Origin of the sequence: Streptomyces sp. HUAS MG91 (assembly GCF_040529335.1) — a bacterium.
Taxonomy (GTDB): domain Bacteria; phylum Actinomycetota; class Actinomycetes; order Streptomycetales; family Streptomycetaceae; genus Streptomyces; species Streptomyces tabacisoli.
Genome location: NZ_CP159534.1, coordinates 2,315,153 through 2,327,276, shown reverse-complemented (window position 1 = coordinate 2,327,276; position 12,124 = coordinate 2,315,153). Strand labels below are relative to the sequence as shown.

Annotated in this window: 10 protein-coding genes; 6 read left to right on the top strand and 4 right to left on the bottom strand. The window is 72.9% G+C overall.

All coding sequences use genetic code 11. The features are described 5' to 3' along the window. Positions 1-139 precede the first annotated feature (139 nt). From ABII15_RS10755 to ABII15_RS10745, 3 genes are all read left to right on the top strand, one after another. Positions 140-694 (top strand): SAV_6107 family HEPN domain-containing protein, encoded by a 555-nt coding sequence (locus ABII15_RS10755; protein ID WP_353942068.1) that lies wholly within the window; start codon positions 140-142, stop codon positions 692-694. A gap of 100 nt (positions 695-794) precedes the next feature. Then, complete coding sequence (locus tag ABII15_RS10750) at positions 795-1,619, top strand: methyltransferase (protein WP_353942067.1); 825 nt, start codon at positions 795-797, stop codon at positions 1,617-1,619. A gap of 275 nt (positions 1,620-1,894) precedes the next feature. Then, the gene (locus ABII15_RS10745) at positions 1,895-2,302 is read left to right on the top strand and encodes a DUF3040 domain-containing protein (protein ID WP_353942066.1); all 408 of its coding nucleotides are present in this window, start codon (positions 1,895-1,897) and stop codon (positions 2,300-2,302) included. Positions 2,303-2,463: 161 nt separating this feature from the next. Here ABII15_RS10745 and ABII15_RS10740 read toward each other — a convergent pair whose 3' ends face one another. The 4 genes from ABII15_RS10740 to ABII15_RS10725 form a co-directional block, all read right to left on the bottom strand. After that, a complete protein-coding gene (locus ABII15_RS10740; protein WP_353942065.1) occupies positions 2,464-4,869 on the bottom strand; it encodes a DUF3488 and transglutaminase-like domain-containing protein in 2,406 nt (801 codons plus the stop codon). Continuing rightward, the gene (locus ABII15_RS10735) at positions 4,866-6,263 is read right to left on the bottom strand and encodes a DUF58 domain-containing protein (protein ID WP_353942064.1); all 1,398 of its coding nucleotides are present in this window, start codon (positions 6,261-6,263) and stop codon (positions 4,866-4,868) included. Before ABII15_RS10735 ends, ABII15_RS10740 begins: the two co-directional genes overlap by 4 nt. Further along, complete coding sequence (locus ABII15_RS10730; RefSeq protein WP_353942063.1) at positions 6,263-7,309, bottom strand: MoxR family ATPase; 1,047 nt, start codon at positions 7,307-7,309, stop codon at positions 6,263-6,265. Before ABII15_RS10730 ends, ABII15_RS10735 begins: the two co-directional genes overlap by 1 nt. Positions 7,310-7,542: 233 nt before the next feature. Continuing rightward, a complete protein-coding gene (locus ABII15_RS10725) occupies positions 7,543-8,085 on the bottom strand; it encodes a carbonic anhydrase (protein ID WP_353942062.1) in 543 nt (180 codons plus the stop codon). 410 nt (positions 8,086-8,495) lie between these two features. Between ABII15_RS10725 and rsmH the strand changes: the two genes are divergently transcribed. Genes rsmH through ABII15_RS10710 form a run of 3 tightly spaced genes read left to right on the top strand, consistent with a single transcriptional unit; the run spans position 8,496 to position 12,090 of the window. Next, the gene (gene rsmH / locus ABII15_RS10720) at positions 8,496-9,452 is read left to right on the top strand and encodes a 16S rRNA (cytosine(1402)-N(4))-methyltransferase RsmH (RefSeq protein WP_353942061.1); all 957 of its coding nucleotides are present in this window, start codon (positions 8,496-8,498) and stop codon (positions 9,450-9,452) included. 36 nt (positions 9,453-9,488) lie between these two features. Further along, positions 9,489-10,121: a septum formation initiator family protein gene (locus ABII15_RS10715; protein ID WP_353942060.1), complete on the top strand. Its 633-nt coding sequence runs from the start codon at positions 9,489-9,491 to the stop codon at positions 10,119-10,121. Positions 10,122-10,125: 4 nt separating this feature from the next. Further along, the gene (locus tag ABII15_RS10710; RefSeq protein ID WP_353942059.1) at positions 10,126-12,090 is read left to right on the top strand and encodes a penicillin-binding protein 2; all 1,965 of its coding nucleotides are present in this window, start codon (positions 10,126-10,128) and stop codon (positions 12,088-12,090) included. Positions 12,091-12,124 lie beyond the last annotated feature (34 nt).

The window sequence follows — 12,124 nt, the reverse complement described above, 5'->3', positions numbered from 1 at the left end:
AACTGACTGGTCAGTGCAAAAAGCTAACCCGAACCTTCGATCGAAGCAAAGGTGCAGGTCAGAGCCGATTGTCAGTGGCGTCCTCCACTATCGACACATACGGCCACTGCGCCGTCACACAGACGACAGGAGGTTCGTCATGGCCGGACATCGCGCATCCACCGCGGCCGCCGCCGCACGACGCCGCGCCGCCACTGGCCCTGCCCCCTCACCCACCGGCCCGGCGAGCGACGTCCACCCGGTGCTGCGCCGGACCGGCGCGCCGCCCGCCGCCCTCGATCTGCTCGCCCAGGCCCGCGCCGGGCTCGACGAGGCGGAGATCCTCGACGCGCCGAACGAGCGGTACGCGACGGCCCACCTGGCCGCCCTGCGCACCGCCGCCGCCGTGCTCGCCGCCCGCGGCCGCCCCGAAGCCACCCCCAAGCGCCGCGCCCGGATCCGCAGCGCCTGGGAGGTGCTCCCCGAGATAGCGCCCGAACTGGCCGAGTGGAGCGCTCTCTTCGCCTCCGGCGCCACCCGGCGCGCCCGCGCCGAGGCGGGCATCCGCGACGCGGCCAGCGCCCGCGACGCCGACGATCTGCTGCGCGACGTGGCGATGTTCCTGCGCCTCGTCGAGCGGATGCTCGTGCTGCAGCCGGTCCTGCCGGGGCCCCGGCGGGAGGACGGGGAGCGAGGCGTGCCCGACGCCGGGTGAGCACTGGCGATGCCCCACGTCCGGGCCCATTAGGGTGGAGGCGCCCGCACCAGTTCACGCTCCGCCCGTCGGCCGGAGCCGCGCCGAGGAGTCACCAGCAGTGTCGGACCCGACTCGCCCGCCCGCCTCCCGCCAGTCGCAGCCGACGTCGCAGCGCTCCGACCCCTTCGGCCCCCGCGCCTCGCTCCGCACCGCCGTGGTCTGGGAAGTCCTCAAGGACGCCCTCGACCGGCGCGTCAAGGCCACGGGAAGTCAGGCGCTCGACGTCCTGGACACCGGCGGCGGCAGCGGCAACTTCGCGGTGCCGGTCGCCCGCCTGGGCCACCGCGTCACCGTCGTCGACCCGAGTCCGAACGCGCTGTTCGCGCTGGAGCGCCGCGCCGCCGAGGCCGAGGTCGCCGACCGGGTGCGCGGCGTCCAGGGCGACGTCTCCGGACTGTTCGACGTCGTCGAGCGCGGCGGCTACGACGCGGTGCTGTGCCACGGCGTCCTGGAGTACGTCGAGGAGCCGGAGGAAGGCGTGCGCAACGCCGTGGGCGCGCTGCGCCCGGGCGGCGTGCTGAGCCTGCTCGCCGCCGGCCTCGGCGGCGCCGTGCTCGCGCGGGCCCTCGCCGGCCACTTCAAGGAGGCCCGGCAGGCGCTCGACGACCCGGCGGGCCGCTGGGGCGACGCCGACCCGGTGCCCCGGCGCTTCACCGCAGAGCAGCTCACCCGGTTGGTCGCCGACACCGGGGTGGATGTCGGCGCGGTGCACGGGGTGCGGGTCTTCGCCGACCTGGTCCCCGGAGTCCTCGTGGACACCGAGCCCGGAGCCCTCCAGGAACTGCTCAGGCTGGAGGCGGCCGCCGCCGAACAGCCCGCCTTCCACGCCGTGGCGACCCAGCTGCACGTGCTCGGTGAGAAGCAGGCGCGGGACGGGGCCTGAGCGACCACTGTGCCGCACCGCTGATCAGCGGCGCAGCGGCAGATGGAGTACGCCACAGGCCCCCCGATCCGGCGCCCGGCGCCGTATGATCGGGGGAGACCGCCCGGCATGACGGGTCGGCCACCGGGGAATGACGCCTCAGGAGGCCGGAGCGGCGTGATGCGGTCCGGAATGGTGAAGTTGGCGTAGAGGGGCGGGTTTCACGGGGGCGATTCCCTGCCTATCCTGAAGGGGACCCCCGGTCGCCCCGGCGACTGCACGATGAGGAGGACTCCGTGCCGCTCTCGGAGCACGAGCAGCGCATGCTCGAGCAGATGGAGCGAGCGCTGTACGCCGAAGATCCCAAGTTCGCGACAGCGCTTGAGGGAAGCGGGCTGCGTACATACACCCGACGTCGGGTCTACCAGGCCGTGGCCGGATTCCTGGTGGGTATCGCGCTCCTCATGGCTGGAATGGTCGCGAACCAGATCTGGATCAGCGTGGTGGGATTCCTCGTCATGCTGGGGTGCGCGGTGCTCGCCGTCACCGGCTGGCGCAAAGCGCCCAAGCCGGGAGAACAGCCGGCGGGAGCCGTGCCGGGAGGCACCGCCGCCCGGCGTCAGAGCAAACCGAAGCGGTCGATGATGGACCGCATCGAGGAGCGCTGGCAGCGCCGCCGCGACGAGCAGGGCGGCGGTCGCTGAGCCCCTCCGGGTCCGACGGAGGCCGTTCGACGGACGTACGTGTGTGAAGGGTGACCGCGGGATGCGGTCACCCTTTGTGCGTCCTGGTGAGCGCCGGGCCCACGGACCCCGCACGAAGGCGCCGGCCCCTCGGGGACCGGCGCCTCGTCACCTCCGGTGCGTCAGCTCTCCTGACCGGACGGCCGGGCACGGGCCGCGGCCCAGCGGGCCCGCAGCCCCGCCGTGAACCGTGCCCGGCGCTCCTCCGCCGCCCACACCACCCGGACGGCCGAGCGCGGCGCGAGCGTCGCGCGCAGCCGCGCCGGGCGGTTCACCTCGGCGTGCAGTCCGGCGTACACCCGCCGCGCATCGTCACCCAGCCCCGAAGCGGGCTGCGGCCGCGGCGCGTACAGCACCTGCTCCACCGCCGCCGCCACCCGCCGCACCGCGTCGGCGGCCGGCTCCTCCAGATGCCCGAGACGCACGATCCGGGCCGCCGCCTTGCGCGGGGTCTGCGAATCGTCCGGTGGGATGCCGTGGTCCCACGCCGTGTCCGTGACCTCGCGCCAGGCCGCCAGGGTGCGTCCGGCGACATCGGCGTCGCTCCGGCCCCCCGAACCGAGGCGCAGCGCCCGGATCCGCAGCCGCCACAGCATCGGCAGCAGCGGCACCACCAGGACCAGCAGGGCCGCGAGCGCCACCAGCAGGATCGTGCCGAGCGGCGGGCCGTCGTCCGACGACCCGGTCACCAGCGCGGGGGCCGTGCTCGCGCACCCGCCCTCCTTGCGCTGCTGCGTCGAGCAGGTGTCCGACTCCGACGGCTGCGCCGAGGACGTCGCGGCCGAGGCGGAGTCGCTGGGCGCCGCCGAGGTGGACGAGCCGTCGGCCGGCGTGTCGTCCTGCGTGTACTCCGGCGTGTAGCCACGGGTCGGCGTGGGCTCGAAGCGGGTCCAGCCGACGCCCTCGAAGTACAGCTCGGGCCAGGCGTGCGCGTCCCGCAGCCCCACCGTGTACGTACCGTCGCCCGAGGCGGAGCCCGGGGTGAAGCCGACCGCGACCCGGGCCGGGATGCCCAGCGTCCTGGCCATCGCCGCCATCGAGAACGCGAAGTGGACGCAGAAGCCCTCCTTCTGCTTCAGGAAGCGGACGATCGCGGCGGAACCACTGCCCGCCTGCACCTCGGTGTTGTATGTGAACCCGCCGTCGACCGCGAAGTAGTCCTGCAGCTTCACCGCGCGCTCGTAGTTGTTCGCCGCGCCCCGCGTGACCTCCAGCGCCGTCCGGCTCACCACGTCCGGCAGCGACGCGGGCACCTTCGTGAACTCCTTCAGGAGCCTGCCCGGCGCCGGTCCGGCGTTGGCCAGCTGCTGCGCCGTCGGCTGCACGACCAGGCTCTTGACGCTGTACTGCTCGCCGCGCGTCGTCTGCCCGTGGTCGCCCACCAGGGTCCGGCCGATCTCCTCGAACCGCCAGCGCCCGTCGATCGACACCTGCGAGGCGGGATACGGCATCGGCAGCCAGTCCTGGGCGTACCAGTCGGCGGCCTTGATGTTCGTCTGCACCTCGGTCCTGCGGATGTCCGGACCGAGGCCCGGCGGGTTCGGCAGCGTCGAGGGGACATCGGTGATGCTGCGCACCGACGGACTCCAGGTGGTGCCGTCGAACTTGTCGAGGGAGACGATCCGCAGATACAGCTCCTGGGTCTGCTCGGCGTTCGTCCGGTACGTCATCACCGTCCGGTCCTCCGGCTGGTTCAGACTGTTCTGCAGCGAGACCAGCGGATTGACCGCGGAGATCATGCCCCCGCCGCCCGAACGGGACCCCACGCCCGAACCGGACGGGCCGAGCACACCGCCGTCCAGGGCGGGCAGGGCCAGCGGCACCACCAGCGCGATGCCCAGGGCCACGGCGCCGATGCGCCGCCCGGTGCGGACCGGGGCGGTCGCCGCGCCCGGACCGTCGGCCACCGGCGCGCTGCCGACACCGCGCCCCGTGCCGCCGAAGACCCGCCCCCACTGCGAGAGCCGGTCGCGTCCCTCGGCGAGCAGCAGCACCAGATAGCCGCCGGCCGCGAGCACGAACCACAGCCAGTCGGCGCCGCCCTCGGAGAGCCCGGCGGCCACCGAGTACAGCGCGAGCAGCGGCAGCCCGGCCGGGGCCGCGCTGCGGAACGTCACCGCCAGCGCGTCCACCGCGAGCCCGATCACCAGCGCGCCGCCCACCAGCATCAGCCGGATGCCGTCGGACACCGGCGCCGGGATCGCGTACCGGCTGACGTCCTCGCCGCCCGCCTCCAGGAGCAGCCCGAAGTACCGGAAGGCCTCCGGGCCCGGGACGATCGCGCCGATCGCCTGCTCGCGGGCGAACGACAAGGTGAGCAGCAACAGCGACACCAGCGCCTGCGCGGCGATCGTCAGCGGCCGCGCCAGCGGCACTCTGCGGGCCGCGGCGCCCACCGCCGCCTGGACCGTCAGCAGGATCGCCGCTTCGAGCAGCCACGTCGACGTGTCGACCAGGGGCAGCAGGGAGCACGACGCCAGGAAGGTCGCCAGCGTCGCGCAGATCGACAGTCGGGCACCACCGCTCATGACCAGCCCCCAGCCGTGCTCGTACCCGCCGTGTGCGCGCCCGAACGGTCCCGGTCCGCCTGCCGCCACACCTCCACCAGGGACGCGCCGGCCGGTACGGCCACCGCCGTCCAGCCCGCCTCCTGAAGCATCCGCAGCCGCTCCGCGCAGCGCGCGGACGGGGCCGCGCCCGCGCCCTGCGCCCAGACCTCGCTGTCCAGCAGGAACGCGATCGCGCCGCCGCTGCGGCGGCGCATCTTGGCGGCCACGGCGGCCTGCTCCTCGTCCAGATCGCCGAAGAAGGCGATCAGCAGTCCCTCGTTCCCACCCCGCAGCACGTCGTACGCGGACGAGAACGACGCCATGTCCGAGTGGTCGACGACGGCGAGCGTGTCCATCATCAGGCCCGCGGCGTCCGCCGACCCCTGGCCGGCGGACGTGAACCCGTCGCTGCCGTCGCCCGGCACGGACGTACCGGTGTCCGTCAGCAGCCGGACCGAGAAGCCCCGCTCCAGCATGTGGACCAGGGCGGAGGCCGCGCCGGACACCGCCCACTCGAAGGCCGAGTCGGGGCCGGCGCCCTGGAAGGCGTACTCGCGCGTGTCGAGCAGCACCGTGCAGCGGGCCCGCTGCGGCTGCTCCTCGCGGCGCACCATCAGCTCGCCGTAGCGCGCCGTCGAGCGCCAGTGGACGCGGCGCAGATCGTCGCCGTAGCGGTACCCGCGCGGGATCACGTCGTCCTCGCCGGCCAGCGCGAGCGAGCGCTGCCGCCCTTCCCCGTACCCCTTGGCCTCCCCGGTCAGCCGCACCGGCGGCAGCGCCTCCACGCGCGGGATCACCGTGAGCGTGTCGTACGCGGAGAAGGACCGGGTCAGCTCGCACATGCCGAACGGGTCGGTCAGGCGCAGCTGGAGCGGGCCGAGCGGATAGCGGCCACGCAGGTCGGAGCGGACCCGGTAGGACACCTCGCGGCGGCCGCTCGCCTCGACCCGGTCGAGCACGAAGCGGGGCCGGGGACCGAGCACGTACGGCACCCGGTCCTGGAGCATCAGCAGACCCGTGGGCAGCCGGGAGATGTTGTCGATCCGCAGATGCACGCGCGCCTCGGCACTCGCGGGCACGCGCGCGGGGGAGAGGCGGCGGCTGCCCGCGACCCGGTAGCGGGTGCGGTACAGCACGCCCGCGCAGACCAGCGGCAGCGCCGCGAGCAGCAGACCGACCCGGAGCAGATCGCTCTGCCCCAGGACGTACGCGCAGATGGCCGCGGCGATACCGGCCGCGAGGAACGAACGGCCGCGGGTGGTCAGTCCGGACAGCGCCGTGCGCAGCCCGCTCTTGTCGCCCTTGTCGCTCGTCGTGCCGCCGTCCGCGAACCCGCCCCCGGGGTCGGCCGTGTGATACCCCCCGGCCGTCATCACGGCCTCCGCGTGCCGGGCGACTGCTGGCCGTACATCGGGGGCGTCGGGGAGTCGAAGCCCTGCTGGGGGGTGCGGGTGTCCGCGGCCGGGACCGGGGTGCGCTGCAGGATGTCCAGCACGACCTGCTCCGCCGTGCGCCGGTTCAGCTGCGCCTGCGCGGTGGGCAGCAGCCGGTGCGCGAGGACCGCCACGGCCAGCGCCTGCACATCGTCCGGCAGCGCGTACTCGCGTCCGCCGAGGGCCGCCGACGCCTTGGCCGCGCGCAGCAGGTGCAGCGTCGCGCGCGGGGAGGCGCCGAGTCTGAGGTCCGGGTGGGTGCGGGTGGCGGCGACCAGGTCCACCGCGTAGCGCCGTACGGCGTCGGCGACGTGGACCGTGCGCACGGCGTCCACCAGCTTCACGATGTCGTGCGCGTGCGCCACCGGCTGGAGGTCGTCGAGCGGCGACACCCCGCCGTGCACGTCCAGCATCTGCAGCTCGGCCTCCGGGCTGGGATAGCCGATGGAGACCCGGGCCATGAAGCGGTCGCGCTGGGCCTCGGGCAGCGGATACGTGCCCTCCATCTCGACCGGGTTCTGCGTCGCTACCACCATGAAGGGGCTGGGCAGTTCGTAGGTCTTGCCGTCGATGGTGACCTGGCGCTCCTCCATGGACTCCAGGAGCGCGGACTGGGTCTTCGGCGAGGCGCGGTTGATCTCGTCGCCGATCACGATCTGGGCGAAGATCGCGCCCGGCTTGAACTCGAAGTCCCGCCGCTGCTGGTCCCAGATGGACACGCCGGTGATGTCCGACGGCAGCAGGTCGGGGGTGAACTGAATGCGGCGCACCGAGCAGTCGATGGACCGCGCGAGCGCCTTGGCGAGCATCGTCTTGCCGACGCCCGGTACATCCTCGATGAGCAGGTGCCCCTCCGCCAGGAGCACCGTCAGCGAAAGCCGTACGACCTCCGGCTTGCCCTCGATCACACCCTCCACCGACCTGCGGACCCGCTCCGCAGTGGTGGTCAGATCAGTGAGGCTCGCTCGATCGTCATAGGTCGTCACCCGGCCCTCCTCGGCCCGTACTTTCCGGGCCGACGCTCTGTGACGCGGACCGGCCCACCCCGAAACACGGACACCACGCGCGAAGAGTTCCGGCCCTCGCGCGAGGTGTCACATCCGCATTCTTGTTGGCGTTACCGGTTCGTGTCACTCGCCTGTGGATAACTGGCCGCGATATGTCGGGGCTTACGACCTTTTGAGCGGACGGCCGACCGGCCTGCCGCTTCTCCGGAGTCTCAGGCGGGGGTGATTTCCCGCAGTCGTCCGGTCTTCACGTCGAACACAAAACCGCGTACGTCGTCGGTGTGCAGGAGGAAGGGCGAGGTGCGCACCTTCTCTATCGACTGCCGCACGTCCTGGTCGACATCGCGGAAGCCCTCGACGGCCCAGCTCGGACGCTGCCCGACCTCCAGCTCCAGCTCGTGCCGGAACTCCTCCGTGAGCGACTCCAGACCGCACGTCGTGTGGTGGATGAGGACCACGCTGCGGGTGCCGAGGGCGCGCTGGCTGATGGTGAGCGAGCGGATCACGTCGTCGGTCACCACACCGCCCGCGTTGCGGATCGTGTGGCAGTCGCCCAGCTGGAGGCCGAGCGCCTTGTGCAGGTCGAGGCGCGCGTCCATGCACGCCACCACCGCGACGCGCAACACGGGGCGCGCGTCCATGCCGGGGTCGGTGAACGCCTCGGCGTACTGCCCGTTCGCCTCGACCAGGCGGTCCGTCACGGTGCCGTCGGCCGGTATGGCGCCTTCGGAGGGGAGGGATGCGGAAGTCGTCATGGCGTCGACGTTACTGGTCACCGCGGTGCGTGGCCTCCTGTGAGAGGGGACAAAGAACATCATCGAGGCTTGTTGTGAGCTAACCCACAGGGCGTGCGCACCTCCCCCGAACAGGTGAATTCGGCGGAGGTGAAGGTTCCTCGGGAAGCGGCCCGCGACGCGCAGGCCGGTTGATTGACCGGGGGTCACCGTGGACTAAAGTGACGCCGAACCCCATTAACGAAGCAACACGGAGATCCCGGCGCTGCCGGACGCTCCCCGCGTGCGCGGCGCGTACGTACGGCTCGGCCTCCTCCCGCTCCGGTCGGCCGGCGTCACTTCCCCGGCGCCGACGGACCACCATCCCCTTCATGAGCGGGCGGGGACCCGGCGGTGCGTGCGGGCCGGCCCGCCGGACCTGAGAGGGCCTCTTGAGTCAGCGACACGTCCCGGTCATGCTCCAGCGCTGCCTGGACATGTTGGCCCCCGCGCTGGCGCAGCCGGGCGCGGTCGTCGTCGACTGCACGCTCGGCCTCGGCGGTCACAGCGAGGCACTGCTCAGCACCTTCCCCGCCTGCCGTCTCGTCGCGCTGGACCGGGACAAGGAGGCGCTGCGCCTGTCGGGCGAGCGCCTGGCCCCCTTCGGTGACCGGGCCACCCTGGTGCACGCCGTCTACGACGAACTGCCCGAGGTCCTGGAGCGGTTGGACATCCCGCGCGTGCAGGGCGTCCTGTTCGACCTCGGGGTCTCCTCCATGCAGCTCGACGAGGCCGACCGCGGCTTCGCCTACGCGCAGGACGCGCCGCTCGACATGCGCATGGACCAGACGACGGGGATGAGCGCCGCGGAGGTCCTCAACACCTACCCCGCGGGCGAACTGGTGCGCATCCTGCGCCAGTACGGCGAGGAGAAGCAGGCCAAGCGCATCGTCTCGGCCGTCGTGCGCGAGCGCGAGAAGGAGCCGTTCAGCAACAGCGCGCGGCTCGTCGAGCTGATCAGGGACGCGCTGCCGCAGGCCGCCAAGCGCACCGGCGGCAACCCGGCCAAGCGCACCTTCCAGGCCCTGCGCATCGAGGTCAACGGCGAGCTGAGCGTCCTGGAGCGGGCGATCCCGGCCGCGGTGAAGGCGCTCGCCGTCGGCGGACGGATCGCCGTGCTGTCCTACCAGTCGCTCGAGGACCGCCTGGTCAAGCAGGTCTTCGCGGCCGGAGCGGCCACCACGGCGCCGCCCGGACTGCCCGTCGTCCCCGAGCAGTACCAGCCCCGCCTGCAACTGCTCACGCGCGGCGCCGAACTCCCCACGGAGGAAGAGGTCGCCGAGAACCGCCGGGCCGCCCCGGCACGGCTGCGGGGTGCGCAGCGGATCCGCGAGGACGTGAACGGATGACGGTCGAGTGAGGCACGCGCGCGTGGAGGGGTGGTCATGAGCGCCAGAAGTGACGCGCAAGGAACCAAGAACTCCAAAGGAGCCAAGAGCTCCCGGAGTTCCGGCGGCCCCTCCGGGGGACCGCGCGGACGAGCGGCACGGCTGGCGCGCTTCCTCCCCGTCGCGCCCTCCGGCGGCTCGCAGGCCGCACGCACGCCGTTCGTCCTCCTCGTCGTGCTGCTGCTCGGCGGCGGGCTCATCACGCTGCTGATGCTGAACTCCTCGCTCAACGAAGGATCGTTCAAGCTCACCAAGCTGCGGAAGCAGACCACCGAGCTGACCGACGACGAGCAGGAGCTCCAGCGCGAGGTCGACTCCTACTCCGCGCCCGACGCCCTCCAGCGCCGCGCCCGTGACCTCGGCATGGTCCCCGGCGGCGACCCCGCGTTCCTGAGCCCCGACGGCACCGTCCGCGGCCTGCCGAGCCCCGCCTCGCTGCCCGCACCGGCCCGGCAGCCCGCGCCCCGCCCGCCGGAGGCCGAGCCGACGGCCCCCGCCGCGAGCGCCACCCCGACCGGCGGCCCGGCGCCCACCGCGTCGGTCTCCGTCCCCGCCTCCGCCCCGGCCCCGCCGTCGTCCGGCCGGCCCGCCACGCCCACCGCCCCCGCCCCTTCCAGCTCCGGCAGGTGACGTCATGACCGACAGGCAGCCTCCGCGCCGTCGCGTCCCGGGACCCGCGCGCCCCGACCGAACCGCCAGGCCCGGAGCCCAGCGGCGCCCCGGCCCCGGCGCGCGCCCCGCCGCACGGCGCCCGCGCCCCGCCGGGACCAAGGCCTCCACCCCACTGCGCCTGGGCAGCCCGCGGCCCCGCCTGCGGATGGTGAGCCTGGGCCTCACGCTCGTCCTCATGGTCTTCACCGTGCGGCTCCTCCAGGTGCAGGGCGTCGACGCGAGCGCGTACGCGGCCAAGGCCCAGCTGAACCGCTACGTCAGCCACACGATCGCCGCCGAGCGCGGGCAGATCACCGACCGCGGCGGCGTCGCGCTGGCGACGAGCGTGGACGCGTACGACATCACGGCCGACCCGACGATGTTCACCAAGAAGGTCACGAAGGTGGCCGACGCCCCCGAGCAGGCGGCCGCGCTCCTCTCGCCGATCGTCGGGGTCGACACCGCCACCCTGACCAAGCGGCTGAAGACGAAGAACACCCGCTACGTGCGGCTGGCCGCGCGGCAGACGCCGCAGGTCTGGAACCAGATCAAGGACCTCAGGTCCACCCTGAACGACAAGGCCAACGCCGAGGGCCGGGAGGCGAGCGTGCTCTCCGGCGTCCTCGCCGACCCCAGCAGCAAGCGCGTGTACCCCAACGGTGACCTCGGTGCCGGGATACTGGGCTGGGTCAACGCCGACGGCAAGGGCGGCGGCGGGGTCGAGCAGCAGCTCAACAAGCAGCTGTCGGGCAAGGACGGAAAGATCCGCTACGCCCAGTCCGGCGGCCGCCAGGTGCCGACGGCCGGCAGCACCGAGCAGCCCGCCGTGGCCGGCTCCGACGTGGAGCTGACCATCGACCGGGACATCCAGTGGGCCGCGCAGAACGCGATCACCGAGCAGGTCAAGAAGTCCGGGGCCGACCGCGGCTACGTGATAGTGCAGGACACCCGGACCGGCGAGGTCCTGGCCATGGCCAACGCGCCCGGATTCGACCCCAACGACCTCTCGCACGCGAACTCGGCGGCCCTCGGCAACGCCGCGCTCCAGGACGCCTACGAGCCCGGCTCCACCGCCAAGGTCATGTCGATGGCGGCGGTCCTGGAGGAGAACGCGGCCACCCCGCTGACCCATGTCACCGTGCCCAACCGGCTGCACCGCGGCGACCGCCTCTTCCAGGACGACGTCGACCACGAGACCTGGCACCTCACGCTCAACGGCGTGCTCGCCAAGTCCAGCAACATCGGCACCATCCTGGCCACCGGCCAGCTCGGCAGGACGCAGCCCGAGGTCAACCGGACGCTCTCCTCGTACCTGCGCAAGTTCGGCATCGGCTCGGCGAGCGGACTCGGCTTCCCGGGCGAGACGTCCGGCATCCTCGCCCCCGCCGACAAGTGGTCGACGTCGCAGCAGTTCACGATCCCGTTCGGCCAGGGCTTCTCCATCAACGCGATGCAGGCGGCCTCCGTGTACTCGACCATCGCCAACGGCGGCGTACGGGTCGAGCCCACCCTGGTGCGCGGCTCCACCGGCGCCGACGGCAAGTTCATCGCCGCGCCCAAGCCCAAGCAGACCCGCGTCGTCAGCCAGAAGACGGCGCGGACGGTCGCCCAGATGCTGGAGTCCGTCGTCGACGACGTGGAGGGCACCGGCACCGCGGCCCGGATCCCCGGCTACCGCGTCGCGGGCAAGACGGGCACCGCCAACCGGGTGGATCCCGCCACCGGCCGCTACAAGGGCTACACGTCGTCGTTCGCCGGGTTCGCGCCCGCCGACAAGCCGCGCGTCACCGTCTACTGCGCCATCCAGAACGCCACGAAGGGGAGCTACTTCGGCGGCCAGATCTGCGGCCCCATCTACAAGAAGGTCATGGAGTTCGCCCTCAAGACCCTCCAAGTCCCGCCCACGGGCGCCAAGTCCGCGAAACTGCCCGTCTCTTTCAAGCCATGACGGTCAGAACCGGCCGGACCTGCCGTGACCATGA